Origin of the sequence: Streptomyces yokosukanensis (assembly GCF_001514035.1) — a bacterium.
GTDB lineage: Bacteria > Actinomycetota > Actinomycetes > Streptomycetales > Streptomycetaceae > Streptomyces > Streptomyces yokosukanensis.
Genome location: NZ_KQ948211.1, coordinates 394,832 through 413,407, shown reverse-complemented (window position 1 = coordinate 413,407; position 18,576 = coordinate 394,832). Strand labels below are relative to the sequence as shown.

General features: G+C 71.8%; 19 protein-coding genes. 17 read left to right on the top strand and 2 right to left on the bottom strand.

Translation table 11 applies throughout. The features are described 5' to 3' along the window. Positions 1–2 precede the first annotated feature (2 nt). From AQI95_RS17410 to AQI95_RS17365, 10 genes are all read left to right on the top strand, one after another. Positions 3–356, top strand: a complete 354-nt coding sequence (locus AQI95_RS17410) for a histidine triad nucleotide-binding protein (protein ID WP_067123887.1) — start codon at positions 3–5, stop codon at positions 354–356. Positions 357–362: 6 nt separating this feature from the next. Next, positions 363–1,268 carry a ribonuclease Z gene (locus AQI95_RS17405; protein WP_067123885.1) on the top strand — a complete coding sequence of 302 codons (906 nt, stop codon included), beginning with the start codon at positions 363–365 and terminating at the stop codon, positions 1,266–1,268. A 20-nt stretch (positions 1,269–1,288) separates the two neighbouring features. Then, positions 1,289–2,293, top strand: a complete 1,005-nt coding sequence (locus AQI95_RS17400; protein WP_067123883.1) for an adenosine deaminase — start codon at positions 1,289–1,291, stop codon at positions 2,291–2,293. 131 nt (positions 2,294–2,424) lie between these two features. After that, complete coding sequence (locus AQI95_RS17395; RefSeq protein ID WP_107121667.1) at positions 2,425–3,378, top strand: 5-dehydro-4-deoxyglucarate dehydratase; 954 nt, start codon at positions 2,425–2,427, stop codon at positions 3,376–3,378. After that, complete coding sequence (locus AQI95_RS17390; protein ID WP_067123879.1) at positions 3,375–4,664, top strand: glucarate dehydratase family protein; 1,290 nt, start codon at positions 3,375–3,377, stop codon at positions 4,662–4,664. The genes AQI95_RS17395 and AQI95_RS17390 overlap by 4 nt, the downstream gene beginning before the upstream one ends. Before the next feature lie 64 nt (positions 4,665–4,728). Further along, entirely contained in the window at positions 4,729–5,886 is a 1,158-nt protein-coding gene (locus AQI95_RS17385; protein ID WP_067123877.1) for a carbohydrate kinase family protein, read from the top strand. 133 nt (positions 5,887–6,019) lie between these two features. Continuing rightward, positions 6,020–7,102 (top strand): PhoH family protein, encoded by a 1,083-nt coding sequence (locus AQI95_RS17380; protein ID WP_067123875.1) that lies wholly within the window; start codon positions 6,020–6,022, stop codon positions 7,100–7,102. Positions 7,103–7,114: 12 nt separating this feature from the next. Beyond that, positions 7,115–7,612 (top strand): rRNA maturation RNase YbeY, encoded by a 498-nt coding sequence (ybeY, locus tag AQI95_RS17375; protein WP_067123873.1) that lies wholly within the window; start codon positions 7,115–7,117, stop codon positions 7,610–7,612. Positions 7,613–7,621: 9 nt separating this feature from the next. After that, entirely contained in the window at positions 7,622–8,908 is a 1,287-nt protein-coding gene (locus tag AQI95_RS17370; protein WP_067123871.1) for a hemolysin family protein, read from the top strand. Further along, a complete protein-coding gene (locus tag AQI95_RS17365; RefSeq protein ID WP_067123869.1) occupies positions 8,905–9,264 on the top strand; it encodes an MmcQ/YjbR family DNA-binding protein in 360 nt (119 codons plus the stop codon). Before AQI95_RS17370 ends, AQI95_RS17365 begins: the two co-directional genes overlap by 4 nt. Before the next feature lie 58 nt (positions 9,265–9,322). Here the strand turns inward: AQI95_RS17365 and AQI95_RS17360 are convergent, their stop codons facing one another. Beyond that, positions 9,323–10,744: an MFS transporter gene (locus AQI95_RS17360; protein WP_067123867.1), complete on the bottom strand. Its 1,422-nt coding sequence runs from the start codon at positions 10,742–10,744 to the stop codon at positions 9,323–9,325. 110 nt (positions 10,745–10,854) lie between these two features. Between AQI95_RS17360 and AQI95_RS17355 the strand changes: the two genes are divergently transcribed. From AQI95_RS17355 to era, 6 genes are all read left to right on the top strand, one after another. Beyond that, complete coding sequence (locus AQI95_RS17355) at positions 10,855–11,715, top strand: helix-turn-helix transcriptional regulator (protein WP_067123866.1); 861 nt, start codon at positions 10,855–10,857, stop codon at positions 11,713–11,715. A 28-nt stretch (positions 11,716–11,743) separates the two neighbouring features. Then, the gene (locus tag AQI95_RS17350) at positions 11,744–12,097 is read left to right on the top strand and encodes a cytidine deaminase (protein ID WP_067123864.1); all 354 of its coding nucleotides are present in this window, start codon (positions 11,744–11,746) and stop codon (positions 12,095–12,097) included. Positions 12,098–12,328: 231 nt separating this feature from the next. After that, positions 12,329–12,805: a hypothetical protein gene (locus AQI95_RS17345; protein ID WP_067123862.1), complete on the top strand. Its 477-nt coding sequence runs from the start codon at positions 12,329–12,331 to the stop codon at positions 12,803–12,805. 189 nt (positions 12,806–12,994) lie between these two features. Next, positions 12,995–14,323, top strand: a complete 1,329-nt coding sequence (locus AQI95_RS17340; RefSeq protein ID WP_067123860.1) for a beta-xylosidase — start codon at positions 12,995–12,997, stop codon at positions 14,321–14,323. 60 nt (positions 14,324–14,383) lie between these two features. Beyond that, the gene (locus tag AQI95_RS50135; RefSeq protein ID WP_067123858.1) at positions 14,384–15,394 is read left to right on the top strand and encodes a WxL protein peptidoglycan domain-containing protein; all 1,011 of its coding nucleotides are present in this window, start codon (positions 14,384–14,386) and stop codon (positions 15,392–15,394) included. Positions 15,395–15,545: 151 nt separating this feature from the next. Then, positions 15,546–16,499 carry a GTPase Era gene (gene era / locus AQI95_RS17330; protein ID WP_067124109.1) on the top strand — a complete coding sequence of 318 codons (954 nt, stop codon included), beginning with the start codon at positions 15,546–15,548 and terminating at the stop codon, positions 16,497–16,499. A gap of 239 nt (positions 16,500–16,738) precedes the next feature. Here era and AQI95_RS17325 read toward each other — a convergent pair whose 3' ends face one another. Next, positions 16,739–17,584 carry a helix-turn-helix transcriptional regulator gene (locus AQI95_RS17325; RefSeq protein WP_067123856.1) on the bottom strand — a complete coding sequence of 282 codons (846 nt, stop codon included), beginning with the start codon at positions 17,582–17,584 and terminating at the stop codon, positions 16,739–16,741. Positions 17,585–17,707: 123 nt separating this feature from the next. On the opposite strand from AQI95_RS17325, the gene AQI95_RS17320 reads away from it, so the two are divergent. Further along, the gene (locus AQI95_RS17320; RefSeq protein WP_067123854.1) at positions 17,708–18,565 is read left to right on the top strand and encodes an NAD-dependent epimerase/dehydratase family protein; all 858 of its coding nucleotides are present in this window, start codon (positions 17,708–17,710) and stop codon (positions 18,563–18,565) included. The last annotated feature ends 11 nt before the right edge of the window (positions 18,566–18,576 follow it).

Sequence of the window (18,576 nt, the reverse complement as noted above, 5' to 3'; positions counted from 1 at the left end):
ACATGGCCGGAGAACCGCAGGACGACTGCCTGTTCTGCAAGATCGTCGCAGGGCACATCCCGGCGACGATCGTCCGCGAGACAGACACCACCGTGGCCTTCCGGGACATAAACCCCCAGGCACCGACCCACGTCCTGGTGATCCCCAAGGTCCACTACGAGAACGCGGCCGCCCTCGCCGCCGCGGCGCCGCAGGCCGCCGCCGACGTCCTCGCCGCGACCCAGGCCGTGGCCGACGAGGAGAAGCTGGAGAGCTACCGCGTCGTCTTCAACACCGGCTCCGGCGTCGGCCAGACCGTCTTCCACGCCCACGCCCACGTCCTCGGCGGCCGTGGCATGCAGTGGCCCCCCGGGTGACACCTCGTGTCCGTACGTGAATTGGTGGTCCTCGGCACCGCCAGCCAGGTCCCGACCCGGCACCGCAACCACAACGGCTATCTGCTGCGCTGGGACGGCGAGGGCCTGCTGTTCGACCCCGGCGAGGGCACCCAGCGGCAGATGGTGCGCGCCGGGGTCGCCGCCCACGACCTGAACCGGATCTGCGTCACGCACTTCCACGGCGACCACTGCCTCGGTCTCGCCGGTGTCATCCAGCGGATCAACCTCGACCAGGTGCCGCACGAGGTCACCGCGCACTATCCGCGCTCCGGGCAGCACTTCTTCGAGCGGCTGCGGTATGCGACCGCCTACCGGGAGACGGTCGGCGTCACCGAGGCGCCCGTCGCCGCCGACGCCGTCCTCGCGGTGACCCCGTCGTACACCCTTCAGGCGCGCAGGCTGTCCCATCCCGTGGAGTCCTACGGCTACCGGCTGATCGAGCCCGACGGCCGCCGTATGCTGCCCGACCGGCTCGCCGCGCACGGGATCAGCGGCCCGGACGTCGGACGGCTGCAACGCGCGGGCCGGCTGGGGGACGTCACCCTGGAGGACGTCAGCGAGGTGCGGCGCGGGCAGCGGTTCGCGTTCGTCATGGACACCCGGCTCTGCGACGGCGTGCACGCGCTCGCGGAGGGCTGCGACCTGCTCGTGATCGAGTCGACCTTCCTGGACGAGGACGTCGAACTGGCCGTGGAGCACGGCCACTTGACCGCAGGGCAGGCCGCGGCCGTCGCCCGGGACGCGGGCGTGCGGCATCTCGTGCTCACCCACTTCAGTCAGCGCTACGCCGAGCCGGAGGAGTTCGAGCGGCAGGCGCGGGCGGCCGGCTTCGAGGGCGAGCTGACCGTGGCACGCGATCTGCTGCGGGTGCCGGTTCCGAAACGGCGATAAAGCGCCCGTACGATGCTTTGATGTCCCTCCCGAAAGCAGAACTGCACCTCCACATCGAAGGCACCCTGGAGCCGGAGCTGGCGTTCGAGCTGGCCGCCCGCAACGGCGTGACCCTCCCGTACGCGGACACCGAGGCGCTGCGCGAGGCGTACGCCTTCAAGGATCTCCAGTCCTTTCTCAACCTGTACTACGAGCTGATGGCCGTCCTGCGCACCGAGCAGGACTTCGCGGACCTGGCGAACGCCTATCTGGCCCGTGCCGCCGCGCAGGGCGTGCGGCACGCGGAGATCTTCTTCGACCCGCAGGCCCACATCGCGCGGGGCCTGAGCCTGGGCACCGTCGTCGAGGGGCTGTGGCAGGCGCTGGGCGACAGCGAGCGCGACCACGGCATCTCCACGAAGCTCATCATGTGCTTCCTGCGCGACGAGTCCGCCGACTCGGCGCTGGAGACGCTGCAGGCCGCGACGCCCTACCTGGACCGGATCACCGGCGTCGGCCTGGACTCCGCCGAGGTCGGGCATCCGCCGCTGAAGTTCCGGGAGGTGTACGAGGCGGCAGCCCGGCTCGGGCTGCGCCGGGTCGCGCACGCCGGTGAGGAGGGGCCGCCGGAGTACATCACCGAGGCCCTGGACGTGCTCGGTGTGGAGCGCGTCGACCACGGGCTGCGCTGCATGGAGGACCCGGCACTGGTCGAGCGGCTGGTGCGGGAGCGGATCCCGCTCACCCTGTGCCCGCTGTCCAACGTCCGTCTGCGCACGGTCGACACGCTGGCCGACCACCCGCTGCCGGCCATGCTCGACGCGGGCCTCATGTGCACGGTCAACTCCGACGACCCGGCGTACTTCGGCGGATACGCCGGCGACAACTTCGCGGCCGTGCACCGGACGCTGGGCCTGACCGAGGACCGGTTGCGCGAGCTGGCCCGCAACTCGTTCCTCGCGTCCTTCCTCCAGGACGACGAGGAGCGCAGGGCCCGCTACCTCGCCGAGGTGGACGCGTACGAGTTCGGGGACGCGGTGTCGTAGGCCCGCCGCGAGGGCGAGGTGCCCGGCCGTCGCCTTGCCGGCACGGCCCTGGGCGCCCTCCCATTGACGGCTCCATGTCCACACATCTAGCCTCTGTTCTCATACATGGACGCTATTCACAAGAGGAGATGATGGCGGTGGGTGGCGACCCGAGTCCGCGGCACGTGGCACGGCGATTGCGGGACGGCATGGCGCGGGGCGTGCTCTCCTTCCCGCTCACCGCGTTCCACGACGACGGCTCCCTCGATCCCGACGGCTTGCGCGCCCATGTCGCGGACAGGCTCGCCGCCGGGCCCGGCGCCGTCTTCCCCGCCTGCGGCACCGGCGAGTTCTTCTCGCTGGACGAGGAGGAGTACCGGACCGTCGTCCGGGTCACCGTCGAGGAGGCGGCCGGGGGCGTGCCGGTCGTGGCCGGGACCGGGTACGGCTGGGCGCAGGCCGCCCGGTTCGCGCGGATCGCCGAGGAGGCCGGCGCCGACGCCCTGCTCGTGCTGCCGCACTACCTGGTCGACGCCCCGCAGGACGGCCTCGCCGCACAGCTGGAACGGCTCGCCGCCCGCACCCGGCTGCCGCTGATCGCCTACCAGCGCGGCCAGGTCGCCTACGACGCGGACACGGTGCGGCGCATCGCGCGGATCCCGAACGTCATCGGCGTCAAGGACGGCCACAGCGACCTCGACCGGCTCCAGCGCCTCACCCTGGCCGCCCCCGACGGCTTCCTCTTCTTCAACGGTGCCGCCACCGCCGAGATCCAGGCCCGCGCCTACGCCGCGGTCGGCGTCCCCGCCTACTCCTCCGCCGTGCACGCCTTCGCCCCCGAGATCGCCGGCGCCTTCTTCGCCGCGCTCCGGGACGGGCAGGAGGCGGCGGTGGACAAGCTGTTGCGGGACTTCTACGTCCCGTTCGTCGAACTCCGCGACCGCGCGCCCGGATACGCCGTGTCCCTGGTGAAGGCCGCCGCCCGGCTGCGCGGACAGCGCGTCGGCCCGGTGCGCGCCCCGCTCGCCGACCCCGCGCCCGCCGACCTCGCCGACCTCAAGGCCCTGCTCACCGCCGGACTCGACCTCGTAGGAGCCTCCCTGTGACCCGAGACCTGACCATCGCCGAGGTGCGGCTGACGCCGATCCTGGTCGCCGACCCGCCGCTGCTGAACACCCAGGGCGTGCACCAGCCGTACACCCCGCGGCTGATCGTGGAGATCGTCACCGCCGACGGTGTCACCGGGCTCGGCGAGACCTACGGCGACACCAAGTACCTGGAACTGGCCCGCCCGCTGGCCGAGCGACTGCCCGGCCGGTCGGTCATGGATGTGAACGGACTGTTCGAGATCGACCTCGGCGTCGACGCGTCGCGGATCGACGCCGGGGTGGACGCCGGCGGGCTGCGCGGTGTGCAGAACGCCGACAAGCTGCGGCTGTCGGTGCTGTCCGCCTTCGAGGTCGCCTGCCTGGACGCCCAGGGCAGGGCGCTCGGACTGCCCGTGCACGCGCTGCTCGGCGGCAAGGTGCGCGACGCCGTGGAGTACAGCGCCTACCTGTTCTACAAGTGGGCCGCCCACCCGGCGGGCGTGGCGGCCGAGCCCGACGACTGGGGTGCCGCCCTCGATCCGGCCGGGGTCGTGGCCCAGGCGCGGACGTTCAAGCAGCGCCACGGCTTCGGGTCGTTCAAGCTCAAGGGCGGAGTCTTCCCGCCCGACGAGGAGATCGCGGCCGTACGGGCCCTCGCCGAGGCCTTCCCCGGACACCCGCTGCGCCTCGACCCCAACGGCGCCTGGTCGGTCGAGACCTCGCTGAAGGTGGCCGAGGAACTCGGCGACGTCCTGGAGTACCTGGAGGACCCGACGCTGGGCACGCCCGCGATGGCCGAGGTGGCGAGCGCCGCCGGCGTCCCGCTCGCCACCAACATGTGCGTGACCACCCTCGGCGAGATCGAGGAGGCGTTCACCCGCGGCGCCGTGCAGGTCGTGCTCTGCGACCACCACTACTGGGGCGGGCTGAGCCGGACCCGGCAACTCGCCGCGATCTGCGCCGCGTTCGGGGTCGGGATCTCGATGCACTCCAACACGCATCTGGGGATCAGCCTCGCCGCGATGACCCAGGTCGCGGCCACCGTCCCCGGTCTGCACCACGCGTGCGACTCCCACTACCCCTGGCAGTCCGAGGACGTCCTGACGAAGCGGCTCGAGTTCCGGGGCGGGAGGGTCGCGGTCTCCGACGCGCCTGGCCTCGGGGTCGAGCTGGACCGGGACGAGCTGGCCCGGCTGCACCGGCGCTGGGCCGAGGACGACGGCGCGCTGCGGGACCGCGACGACGCGGCGGCGATGCGGGTGGCGGAACCGGGCCGGCGGCAACCGGTGATGCCCCGCTGGTAAGCCCTGGCACGGCACGCCGTGTGGTGCACACTGGCCAGATCCGCACCACGCCAGGGAGCGCACCGTGACCCCGTCGCACACCATCCTCGGAGAGGAACCGGAACACCTCACCCAGGCCGCGCGCTGTCAGGCCCAGGTCGACCCGCTCGCGGCGCTGCGCGAGCCCGGCGATCCGCCCTGGGACGTCCATCTGACCGGCACGGTCTTCCTCGACATCATCTTCACCGGCCTGGACTCGGCGCCCGTGCGCGGCACCGAGTCCTGGGCCCGGGGCATGGGTTCCAGTCCCGGCGGGGTCGCCAACATGGCCACGGCGCTGGCCCGGCTCGGTCTGCGGACCTCCCTCGCGGCGGCCTTCGGGGACGACCACTACGGCGAGTACTGCTGGGACGCGCTCGAACAGGGCGAGGGCATCGACCTGTCGACGTCACGGACCGTGCCCGGCTGGCACTCGCCGGTGACCGTGTCCATGGCGTACGAGGGCGAGCGGACCATGGTGTCGCACGGGCACGAACCACCGCCGCAGGCCGTGCTCCGCCGGCAGCGGGCCGCGCACCGCGTGCCCCGCGCACGAGCGGCCGTGGCCTCGCTGACGCCGGGTGCCCGCGCGCCCTGGATCGCCGAGGCCGCGCGGCAGGGCACCCGGATCTTCGCCGACGTCGGCTGGGACGACACCGGGGCGTGGGACATCGCGGGGCTCGCCGACCTGGAGCACTGCGAGGCGTTCCTGCCGAACGCGGAGGAGGCGAAGCGGTACACGGGGGCCGACTGCCCGCGGGTCGCCGCGCATGCCCTGACCGAGTTCGTGCCGGTGGCGATCGTGACGCTCGGCTCGGAGGGCGCCTACGCGGTGGACCGGCGTACGGGGGAGGCGGCGGAGGTGCCGGCGATCGCCGTCGAGGCACTGGATCCCACGGGGGCGGGGGACGTCTTCGTCGCCGGGTTCGTGACCGGGTCCCTGGCGGGGTGGCCGCTGGCGGACCGGCTGGCCTTCGCCGGGCTCACGGCGGCCCTGTCGGTGCAGGAGTTCGGGGGGTCGCTGTCGGCGCCGGGGTGGTCGGAGATCGGGGCGTGGTGGCGGCGGGTGCAGGCCCTTCCGGGGCAGGAGCCGATGGCGCTGCGGAGGTACGAGTTCCTGGAGGGGCTGGTGCCGGAGGAGCTGGACCGGCCGTGGCCGTTGCGGCGGGCCGTGCCGACCATCGGATTCCGTCGGTCCAGCTGACGCGCGCGCCGGAACATCACCCTCGGAAAAGCCCTACGGGCTTGTCTGTGCACCGTCGTACCCTGGAATCGCGAGGCCGCCCTCAGCCAGGCGGCCGTGACGAGGAGGAAGCGCAGGCCTTCAGCGCCGGCCCATGACACAGACACCCACAGCTCACGCCACCCCCGCGCAGGAGCAGGCGAGAGCGCAGTTCACCGTCCCCGCCCAGCACCCCATGGTGACCGTGCTGGGTTCCGGCGACTCCCTCCTGCGCGTGATCGAGAAGGCCTTCCCGGCGGCCGACATACACGTCCGGGGCAATGAGATCAGCGCGGTCGGCGACCCCGGCGATGTCGCCCTCATTGCGCGCGTGTTCGACGAGATGATGCTGGTGCTCCGCACCGGACAGCCGATGACGGAGGACGCAGTGGAACGCTCGATCGCCATGCTCAAGGCGAGCGAGAACGGGACGAGCGACGGGCCCGAGACCCCGGCGCAGGTGCTCACGCAGAACATCCTGTCCTCGCGGGGCCGGACCATCCGCCCCAAGACCCTCAACCAGAAGCGGTACGTCGACGCGATCGACAAGCACACGATCGTCTTCGGCATCGGCCCGGCCGGTACCGGCAAGACCTACCTGGCCATGGCCAAGGCCGTCCAGGCCCTGCAGTCCAAGCAGGTCAACCGGATCATCCTCACCCGCCCCGCCGTGGAGGCCGGTGAGCGGCTCGGCTTCCTGCCCGGCACGCTCTACGAGAAGATCGATCCCTATCTGCGCCCGCTGTACGACGCGCTGCACGACATGCTCGACCCGGACTCGATCCCGCGGCTCATGGCCGCCGGGACCATCGAGGTCGCGCCGCTCGCGTACATGCGCGGCCGTACGCTCAACGACGCCTTCATCATCCTGGACGAGGCCCAGAACACGAGCCCCGAGCAGATGAAGATGTTCCTCACCCGCCTCGGCTTCGACTCGAAGATCGTGATCACCGGTGACGTGACGCAGGTCGACCTGCCGAACGGCACCAAGAGCGGTCTGCGGCAGGTGCAGGAGATCCTCGAAGGCGTCGAGGACGTCCATTTCTCCCGGCTGTCGTCCCACGATGTCGTACGGCACAGGCTGGTGGGCCGTATCGTCGACGCGTACGAGGAGTACGACAGCAAGCACGGCACCGAGAACGGCACCCACAAGGGCGGCCGTGGCAAGTCCGGCGCCAAGGGCACCAAGGGGAAGTAGACCAGCACGGCCATGTCGATCGACGTCAACAACGAGTCCGGCACCGAGGTAGACGAGCAGGCGATCCTCGATGTCGCCCGCTATGCGCTGGCGCGGATGCGCATCCACCCGCTCTCCGAACTGTCGGTGATCGTCGTGGACGCCGACGCCATGGAGCAGTTGCACATCCAGTGGATGGACCTGCCGGGTCCGACCGATGTCATGTCCTTCCCGATGGACGAGCTGCGGCCGCCGTCGAAGGACGACGAGGAGCCCCCGCAGGGGCTCCTCGGCGACATCGTGCTGTGCCCGGAGGTCGCCGCCAAGCAGGGCGCCGAGGCGCCGACACAGCACTCCATGGACGAGGAGCTGCAGCTGCTCACCGTCCATGGCGTGCTGCACCTGCTCGGGTACGACCACGAGGAGCCCGACGAGAAGGCGGAGATGTTCGGGCTCCAGGCCGCCATCGTGGACGGCTGGCGGGCCGAGCACGGGCTGACCGGGCCCTCCCCGGCGCCGACCGTCTCGTAAGCGGGCCGTATGTCTCCGCAGATCGTGGTCGGTGCGATCGCGCTGGTCGTCGTCGCCTGGCTCGCCGCCTGCGCGGAGGCGGGCCTCGCCCGGGTCTCCAGCTTCCGCGCCGAGGAGGCCGTCAAGTCCGGCCGCCGCGGCGGCGCCAAGCTCGCCCAGATCGCCGCCGACCCCACCCGCTATCTCAACGTGGCCCTGCTGGTCCGCGTCGCCTGCGAGATGGCGGCCGCGGCGCTGGTGACGTACGCCTGCCTCCAGGAGTTCAGCGCGACCTGGCAGGCCCTGCTGGTCGCCATCGGTGTCATGGTCCTGGTGTCGTACGTCGCCGTCGGCGTCTCGCCCCGCACCATCGGCCGCCAGCACCCGCTGAACACCGCGACGGTCGCGGCGTACGTCCTGCTGCCGCTGGCCCGCGTGATGGGCCCGATCCCGTCCCTGCTCATCCTCATCGGCAACGCCCTCACGCCCGGCAAGGGCTTCAGGCGCGGTCCGTTCGCCTCCGAGGCCGAGCTGCGCGCGCTGGTCGACCTCGCCGAGAAGGAGTCGCTGATCGAGGACGAGGAGCGCCGCATGGTGCACTCGGTCTTCGAACTCGGCGACACCCTCGTGCGCGAGGTCATGGTGCCGAGGACGGATCTGGTGGTGATCGAGCGGTACAAGACCATCCGCCAGGCGCTGACCCTGGCCCTGCGCTCGGGCTTCTCGCGCATCCCCGTCACGGGCGAGAGCGAGGACGACATCGTCGGGATCGTGTACCTGAAGGACCTGGTCCGCAAGACGCACATCAGCCGGGACGCCGAGAGCGACCTGGTCTCCACCGCCATGCGCCCGGCCGTCTTCGTCCCCGACACCAAGAACGCCGGCGACCTGCTGCGCGAGATGCAGAAGGAACGCAACCACGTCGCCGTCGTCATCGACGAGTACGGCGGCACCGCCGGCATCGTCACCATCGAGGACATCCTGGAGGAGATCGTCGGCGAGATCACCGACGAGTACGACCGGGAACTCCCGCCCGTGGAGCGCCTCGGCGACGACCGCTACCGGGTCACCGCCCGCCTCGACATCACCGACCTCGGTGAGCTGTACGGCCTGGAGGAGTACGACGACGAGGACGTGGAGACCGTCGGCGGGCTGCTCGCCAAGGCCCTCGGCCGCGTCCCCATCGCGGGTGCCGCCGCCGAGGTCGAACTGCCCGACGAACGCCGGCTCACACTCACGGCGGAGGCCGCCGCCGGCCGCCGCAACAAGATCGTCACGGTCCTGGTCGAACCCGCCGGGGAGGCGAAACCCGAGTGACGCCCCAGCAGTTGCGGGCCTTCTGCCTGTCGTTCAACGCGGCCGTCGAGGAGTTCCCGTTCGGCCCGGAGGCCTCCGTCTTCAAGGTGCTGGGCAAGATGTTCGCCCTGAGCAGGCTGGACGGTCGGCCCCTGACGATCAACCTCAAGTGCGACCCCGAGGACGCCGTCCGGCTGCGCGGCGAACACGAGGGGCTGATCGTCCCCGGCTGGCACATGAACAAGCGCCACTGGAACACCGTGACGGTGGACGGCGCACTCCCCGACCGCCTGCTGGAAGAGCTGATCGAGGACTCCTACGACCTCGTCGTCGCCGGCCTCCCGAAAGCCGAACGACTGCGCCTGGACCGGCCGTAGGTGCGCGCGGCCGTGTGGTGCACACGGCCGCGCGGGGTGAGATCGTCCGGGTTGCGGATCAGCTCCGGCCCCGGCCCTGGCGCAGGCCCAGGCCGACCAGGGCGGCGGTGACGAGGACCACACCCGCGTCCAGGGCGAGGACCGTGTGGACCCCGGCCAGCAGGTCGTGGGAGGTCGTGGCCAGCACGCCCAGCAGCGGGATGCCGACCGTGATGCCGACCTGCTGGGTGGAGGTCACCAGACCGGTGGCCAGGCCCTGCTCCTCGTTGGGGACACCGGAGGTCACGGTCAGGCCGTACGAGATGATCGCGCCCAGATGGCACATGCTGGCCAGGGACACGGCCGCCGTGGCGAGCCAGACCGACCAGATGTGGGAGTTCAGCAGGAGCAGGGTCGCGATCAGCGCGCCCTGGCCGGTCAGCGAGCCGACCAGGGTGCGGCGGGCGCCGAAGCGGCCGATCACCTTCGGGGCGAGCGAGCCGGCGACGGCCGACAGCACGCCCTGCACGCCGAAGACCAGGCCCGTCTCGAAAGCCGACAGCCGCAGGATCTCCTGCAGGTACAGGGTCAGCACGAAGACCACCGTCGACATCATCGAGAAGGTGACCAGACCGCCCACATTGCCCCAGGCCACCGTGCGGCGGCGCAGCATCGGCAGCGAGACCAGGGGAGTGGCCGTACGGGACTCGACGAGGATGAACGCGGTCAGCAGGAGCAGACCGGCGACCAGGGTGGTGAGGACGTCCGCGCGGCCGAAGCCGTGGTCGGCGGCCGTGGACAGGGCGTAGATCAGGCAGAGCAGACCGGTGGTGACGGTGATCGCGCCGGGTATGTCCAGACGCGGGCGCTGCGGGGTGCGCGACTCCGGCAGCAGCCCCGGCGCCAGCGGCAGCACGATCAGCGCGAACACCGACAGCAGGGCCATCGTGGAGCGCCAGCCGAGCGCGTCGGTCAGCACACCGCCCGCGACCATGCCGACGGTGAAGCCCAGCGACAGCAGCGTGCCGGAGATGCCGAGGGCGCGGTCGCGGGCCGGACCCTCCGGGAAGGTGGTGGTGAGCAGGGACATGCCGGTCGGTACGATCGCCGCCGCGCCGAGCCCCTGAAGCGCCCGCCCGGTGAGGAAGGACGCCGGGTCCCAGGCCAGGGTCGCCAGCAGCGAGGCCGCGCCGAACAGGGCCAGACCGGACAGGAACAGTCTCCGGCGGCCGTACAGGTCGCCGATGCGGCCGAAGAGCAGCAGGAAGCCGCCGGAGGGCAGCGCGAACGCGGTGACCGCCCACTGCAGGGCCGAGCGGCTCATCCCGAGGTCGCCGCCGAGTCGGGGCAGGGCCACGTTCAGGACCGAGAAGTCCAGCGCGACCATGAACTGGGCCGCGCACAGCACGAACAGGACGAGCTTGTCACGCGTCGACAACCGAGGGGTGTCGAGCGTCGCGCCCGTGGAGGGGGTGGTCGGGGTGGTGGTGTCGATCGCCATGCGTCGAGCATCGGGCGAACGGAATACGGGTGGGGAGTCGGAACTTATGGTGGTGGTGGCACCACCAGACACGACGGGGGAGGAGCGGGTACGTGCCTGCTGCGGGGGCGATGAAGAGCGAACGGCGCAATGAGCTGCGCGAGTTCCTGATGAGCCGGCGGGCCCGGGTCAGCCCACAGGAGGCCGGACTGCCGGTCGGCGGCGGCAGGCGCCGTACGCCCGGACTGCGCCGGGAGGAGGTCGCCGTGCTCGCCGGTGTCGGCGCCTCCTGGTACCAGTGGCTGGAGCAGGGGCGGGAGATCTCCGTCTCCCCGTCGGTGCTCGACGCCGTCGCCCGGGTGCTGCGGCTGAGCGACGCCGAGCGCCGGCATCTGTACCTGCTGGCCGGGATGAACCCGCCGACGCCCGAAGTGGTGCTCGGGAAGCGGGACATGTGCGACGGGCTGCGGCGGCTGATCGACACCTGGATGCCGTATCCGGCGCACATCATGGACCTGTACTACAACTGCGTGATGTACAACGACGCCGCCGCGATCGTGCTCGGCATGCGGTCGGACTTCACACAGAACTGCCTCATCGACTTCTTCACCGATCCGCTGTACCGGTCGCGCAGCCACAGCTGGGAGCGGAACGCGCGCACGGTCGTGGCGCAGTTCCGGGCCGCGTGTGCGGCGCGGCCGGACGACGAGGGGTTCCAGGAGGTGCTCGCCGAGGTGTCCGAGCGCAGCCCCGAGTTCCTTCGGCTGTGGGCCGAGCGGGACATCGAGGACCAGGGGCAGATCCGCAAGGAGCTGGAGCATCCGCTGGCCGGGCTGCTGGTGGTGGAGTCGACGGCGATGAAGGTGCCGGCCCGGCCCGATCTGATGATCGTGCTGCACACTCCGCTGGACGAGGCGAACACGGCGGCGAAGCTGGAGTGGCTGGCGTCCCCGGAGGGACGGCGGGGCGCGATGTACCCCGTGGCGGGGTGAACGGGCGCGGGCTTCGTATGCTCTGGGCATGACCGAGAGCAACGCGCTTGATCCCGAGGACCGCAAGATCGTGACCCTGGCCCGTTCCGTGCGGGCGCGCAACGGCGTGCCGGAGGGGGCGGCCGTACGGGACGAGACGGGGCGCACGTACGCCGCCGGGTCGGTGGAGCTGGCCTCGCTGCGGCTGAGCGCGCTGCGGACGGCCGTCGCGATGGCCGTGGCGTCCGGGGCCACGTCGCTGGAGGCGGCGGCGGTGGTGAGCGAGGCGGATTCGGTGCCGGCCGAGGATCTGGACGCCGTCTCCGATCTCGGCGGGGCGGGGACGCCGGTGCTGCTCGCCGGGCCGGACGGCGTGGTGCGGCTCACCGTTTCCGCGGGCTGAACCGGCGTATGGGCCGGTGGCCCGTCGAGCGGGTACGGACCGAACAACAGGTCGGCTGGAATTCAACCTTGTTGGGTTTGTGCTCTTGCGCATCAATGGAGCCGTACGTTTCCGACGGGCCGTCAGATCCGCACCGCCGACGCAGTGTGTCCGCACCCGCCTGCCCAGGCCTCTTCGCCCGTCGGTGTCCCCCCACATGGCACTCCCCACAGGGAAGGGAAGCGGATCTCCATGAGAGGCAAGCGCACGACTACGGGTGCGGCACTGGCCGCCGGGGCCCTCGCGGTCACCGGACTCGCCTTCGCACCCTCCGCGGCCGCCGTCACCCCACAGACGGCGACCATCACCGCGAGCTGCGGTGTCTTCGGCGGCGGTTCGGCGACGCTCACCGCCACCCAGAGCGGCACCTCGGCCACCATCACCCTCACCTCGTCCGCGATCACCGCGCCGGTCGCGGTGGCCCAGGACTCCATCTCCTCCACCCTCACCATGGCCAAGGCCGGCGGCGGTTCCGTCGTGTTCAGTGGAACCAAGAACCCGGCCATGAACACCGGCGACTCGGTCAGCGTCGGCCCGCTCCCCGGCACCGTCGCCTCCGGTGACAGCCTGGACGCGAACGGCGGCTCGCTGAAGATGGTGATCTTCGGGGTCACCGTGACCTGTACCGCGAACGGCCCGCAGTCCCCCGGCCCCTTCGTCTTCGACTGAGCGCCGGGAACCCCCTGGTGAACTGAGCGATCTGTTCCGGTTCCGGCCGGAAGTCCCCTGGATGCCGCAGAAACTGATGATCCGTCAGATTTCTGCGGCATCTCCATTGACTTCTCGCCCCCGCTCCTCATCAATGCCCCCTGTCGGCGCAGACGAGCCGCTGCGCCCACAACCCTCAGGAGGGGGCCCATGGGTTCCACAGCCCGAAGATCCCGACGGTGGCGCTGGGCGTCACTGCTCGGGGCGACCGCGCTCGCGGTCACCGCGGGCGGCGCGCTGGCCTGTCCGGCCGGTGCCGCCGGCACGAACGTGGACTTCGCCACGCACTGCATCCCGCCCGCCGTGGCGGGCCTGCCGCCGATCGACGGCACCACGACCGCCAGTGTCTCGGTGGACAACGCCGCTCCGAAGGTCGGTGACACCGTCACCGTGACCTACACCGTGGTGACCGCCGCCGCGGGCAACCCCACCGATCTGGCCCTGCCGGCCGACATCATGACCCCGACCGGGAAGGTCACCCTCGGTGGCGCGCAGACGGGGGACGTGACCGTCGCGGGGCCGAAGAAGAATCCGCCGGTGCCGGGGAAGGCGGCCTTCCCGTCCTTCTCGATGACCGGCACGTTCACGGTCACCAAGGCCGGGCAGATCACCCTCTCGCCCGGCGACTACAACATCCACACCAGCTACATCCTGGAGCTGGACACCCCGTGCACGGTCACCAACCCGCCCGCCCCGGTGTCGCAGACCGTCACCGCGACCGACGGGACCCCGGCCAACACCCGTGCGATCTCGCTGGGTTCGGCCTCCGGTGACCCCGGCGCCACCGTCACGGTGGGTGGCACGAACTTCACGCCGGGCGCAACGGTCACCCTGGCCGGGCGGGCCGGAGGCGGCCAGACCGCGGACACCGCCACCGCGACCGCGAACGCACAGGGCTCCTTCAGCGGTTCCCTCGTCGTCAACGACAGGACGACCACCGGGATCGTGGCCTACGAGGGCGGCTCCTGGAGCGCGGACAAGGGGGCCGGACCCGCGGCCTACGTCGTCAACGACAACTCGCCCGTCCCGCCGGGCGGTCAGAAGCTGACGACCACTGTGAAGGCGGGCACGCTGTCCATGACCCAGGCCGGGGACTCCGTCGCGCTGTCGGCGGTCGACTTCGGCAAGGGCGGCGCCTCCACCGGATCCCTGCAGACGGTGACCGTCAAGGACTTCCGCGGCGGGCCCGCGGGCTGGTCCCTGACCGGCAAGGTCACCGACTTCACCGGCCCCGGCGCCAAGATCGACGCGGGCGGACTGAGCTGGACGCCCGCGTGTGCCACCAAGCCGGGCAGCCCGAGCACCTGCAAGGCCGGTTCGGCGGGCGCCGTGGGCACCTCGGGGGCGACCCTCGCACAGACCCCCGACGCCACGCTCACCGGCGGTGAGTTCACCGTCGACGCCGGACTCTCCCTGAACGTACCGGCGTTCACGGCCCCGGGCTCCTACTCCGGTGTGCTCACGCTGACGCTCACCTGAGCGTACGGGCGTCCGCACCCGCCCGTTCCCCTTCTCCCTCGTCCGTGGGGGTCCGCACCCATGCGCAAGCTGTACGTCCTCCTCCTCGGCCTGCTGCTGGCATGGCAGGCCACGCCCGCCCACGCCGCCGACAACGGCAGCTGGTCCGTCTACCCCGTCGCCTCGAAGATCGCCGCGCGGCCCTACTTCTACCTCTCCGCCGACCCCGGCCAGACCCTCACCGACAAGGTCGCCGTCCAGAACAGGACCGGCGCACCGCTCACCTTCCGGCTCTATGCGGCCGACGCCTACAACACCGCCCGCGACGGCGGCTTCGCCGTACGCACCGTGACGGAGCGGATGCGCGGGATCGGCGCCTGGGCGAAGCCCGCGCGGTCCCGGATCACCGTGCCCGCCCACAGGACGGTCACCGTGCCCTTCACCCTGCGCGTCCCGGACGGCGCCGAGCCCGGTGACCATCCCGGCGCCATCGTCGCCCTGGACGAGCACGTCGCCCCCGGCAGCGGCCGGGTCGCGCTCGGCGTGCAGCGCGCCGTCGGCGCCCGCGTCTACCTCAGGGTCGGGGGGCCCGCACTGCCCGCGCTCTCCGTCGGACAGGTGCACATCAGCCACCACCAGCCCCTGATCCCGGGGCTCGGCGCCGGCACGGCCACCGTCTCCTACACCCTGCACAACACCGGGAACGTCACCCTCGACCCCAGAGTGGAGCTGAAGGTGCGCGGGCTCTTCGGCCGCAGGCTGCTGGACCGTGAGCTGACCCGGGTGCCCTCCGAGCTGCTGCCGGGGCAGCGGGTCCGGCTCACCGAGACGTGGCGCGGGGCGCCCCAACTCGACCGGGCCGACGTCACGTTGACCGCGAGCGCGCCCGGCACCCGGCAGTCGGCGAGCGCGTCCTTCCTGGCGCTGCCGTGGCTCGTCGTGATGCTGGTGTCCGTCGCGGGCGTGGCGGTGGGGGCGCTGCTGGTCAGAGCGCGTCGGGGGCGCGTTCGCCGGTCCGTACGCGGACGACCGTCTGCGCGGGTGCGGCCCACACCTTCCCGTCCCCGGTCCTCCCCGTCCGCGCGGCCCTGACGGGCACGTCGGGCACGGCCTCGTGCACGGGTGTGTTTCCGTGACGGTTCACTGCCTGAGGGTCACCGAAACCCCGCAGGGCGGCCGAGGGGCGGCGCAGCGGCGACCGCACGGTGCGGCGCGGCCTCCTGGATCAGGGACAATGAACGGCATGAGCGTTCGTACCCCGTCATCCGAAGAGTCGGCCGAGACCGTCCACCGCGCCGGCTTCGCCTGCTTCGTGGGCCGCCCCAACGCGGGCAAGTCCACCCTCACGAACGCTCTGGTCGGGCAGAAGGTTGCGATCACCGCGAATCAGCCGCAGACGACGCGGCACACCGTGCGGGGCATCGTGCACCGGGAGGACGCCCAGCTCATCCTGGTCGACACCCCCGGCCTGCACAAGCCGCGCACGCTGCTGGGCGAGCGGCTGAACGACGTCGTGCGCACCACCTGGGCCGAGGTGGACGTGATCGGTTTCTGCCTCCCGGCGAACGAGAAGATCGGCCCGGGTGACCGCTTCATCGCGAAGGAGCTGGCGGGGATCCGCAAGACCCCGAAGGTCGCGATCGTCACCAAGACGGACCTGGTGGACTCCAAGACCCTCGCCGAGCAGCTGATCGCGATCGACCAGCTGGGCAGGGAGCTGGGCATCGAGTGGGCGGAGATCGTGCCGGTGTCGGCGGTCGGGGACAAGCAGGTGAACCTGCTGGCCGACCTGCTGGTCCCGCTCCTGCCCGAGGGCCCGGCGCTCTACCCCGAGGGCGACCTCACCGACGAGCCCGAGCAGGTCATGATCGCCGAGCTGATCCGCGAGGCGGCGCTGGAGGGCGTGCGCGACGAGCTGCCGCACTCCATCGCGGTCGTGGTCGAGGAGATGCTCCCGCGCGAGGACCGCCCGGCGGACAAGCCGCTGCTGGACATCCACGCCAACGTCTACATCGAGCGCCCCAGCCAGAAGGGCATCATCATCGGCCCCAAGGGCAAGCGCCTGAAGGAGGTCGGCATCAAGTCCCGCAAACAGATCGAGGCACTCCTCGGCACCCCCGTCTTCCTTGACCTGCACGTCAAGGTCGCCAAGGACTGGCAGCGGGATCCGAAGCAGTTGCGCAGGCTGGGGTTCTGATCGCTTCGCCGGTCCGCCTGCTCGGCCGGCCGGGTGGTGAGGTGATGGTCTCGGGGTGTGGTGCGGGCCGAGGGTGATGTCGGGTCCCGCGAGCAGATCGAGGTGCTCCTCGGCACTCCTGCCGCGCGGCGGTAGCCGCATGTCGATGCAGCCTTGACCTGCAGGTCAAGGTCGCCAAGGACTGGCAGCGGGATCCGAAGCAGTTGCGCAGGCTGGGGTTCTGACGACGGCGTCCGCTGTCAGGAGCCGCTGGGTGTGAGGTCCTGCAGGCCCACCACCCTGAGGAGCTGAAGTCGTTCGTACGAGTCCGTTCCCGGGCGGGCCGTGTGCAGGACGAGACGGTGGCGGTGGTCGTCGGTCAGCAGGACTTCGCAGTCCAGCTCCAGCAGCCCCACCACCGGGTGCTGGAGACGCTTGGTGGCGGACCGCCGTACGGCCACCTCGTGCGCGTCCCAGAGCCGGGCGAACTCCTCGCTGGCGGCGCGGAGTTCGGCCGCCAGGGCGGCCGGCTCGGGGTCGTCCGGGCGGGACGCCGCCACCGCGCGGAGGTTGGCCACGTGCTCACGGGCGTGCTCCGCCCGGTCCTGCGGCGGGAAGAGCGGATCCGCCGGGTCCAGGAAGAAGCGGCGGACCAGATTGCGTTCGCGCGGCGGGCGGGCCAGGACGTCTCCCGACAGCGCACGCGACAGCGCGTTCTGCGCCAGTACCTCACCGCAGTCCGTCACCACCAGCGCCGGCGCGTCGTGCAGCCGGTCCAGGACCAGCAGCAGACCGGGGCGGACATGCGCCCGGGCCGTGTCCCGGCGCGGGGGCTCCTCGCCCGTCAGATGGAAGAGATGGTCCCGCTCGTCGTCGGTCAGGCGCAGCGCGCGGGCCAGCGCGGTCAGCATCACGCGGGACGGGCGCGGGCCCCGGGACTGTTCGAGGCGGGTGTAGTAGTCCACCGACATGCCCGCGAGGGACGCCACCTCCTCCCGGCGAAGGCCCGGCGTACGGCGGCGGGAGCCCGCCGCGAGGCCCACGTCGGACGGCTCCAGACGGGCCCGGCCACGGCGCAGGAAGTCGGCGAGTTCGGTCCGGTTCACCCCTCAAGCCTGCGGCAGTTCGCCGGGCTTATCCAGGGACTGCCGATCCCCTGATCGCAAGGTCTCTCCCGGTCGGCGCGGCACCGCCCGACGCTTGGGGCATCGGACCGAGAGGAGCGGAAGATGCTGACACTGGTGACGGGCGCGACGGGACAGGTCGGCCGGCGCTTCGTGCCGAGGCTGCTGGGGCAGCGGCGGCCGGGGGAGGGGGTACGGGTCCTGGTGCGGGACGCGGCGCGCGCGGAGCGGTTCGCCGCGCTGGGCGCCGAGGTCGTGGCCGCGGATCTGCGGGACGAGGACGCGCTGCACAAGGCCGTCGCAGGGGCGGACGCCGTCGTGAACATCGCCGCCTCCTTCCGCGGCGTGCCCGACGAGGAGGCCTGGGCCGTCAACCGGGACGCGGCGGTGGCGCTCGGACGGTCCGCGGCGGCCGTCGGCGTACGGCGATTCGTGCAGGTCAGCACCGGCGTCGTCTACGGCACCGGACGCGGGCGCCCGATGACCGAGGAGGACGAGATCCGGCCCGGCGGCGCCATGTGGGGCGCCTACCCCGAGTCCAAGGCGGCGGCCGAACGGGAGCTGCTCGCCCTTCAGGGCGGCATGGAGGTGCGCATCGGCCGCCTCCCCTTCGTCTACGGCGAGGGCGACCCGCACCTCGCCGACATCCTGCGCTGGGCCGCGCACTGGGCCTCCGCCCAGCGCCTCCAGATGGCCCACCACGTCGACGTCGCCCAGGGGCTGATGCGCCTGCTGTACGCCCCTGGGGTGAGCGGCCCGATCTACAACATCGCCGACGACGCCCCCGTCACGGCCGTCGAGCTGCACCAGCTCAACGGCGTCGACGTGCCCGCCGACATGCACACCCGGACCGACCCCGACCCGTGGTTCGGGATCATGTCCACGCAGAAGATCCGCCGCGACCTCGGCTACCGGCCCGTCCACCCGAGCGTCTGGTCCGCCCGCGACGACGGCGTCCTGTGACCGGCCGCCGG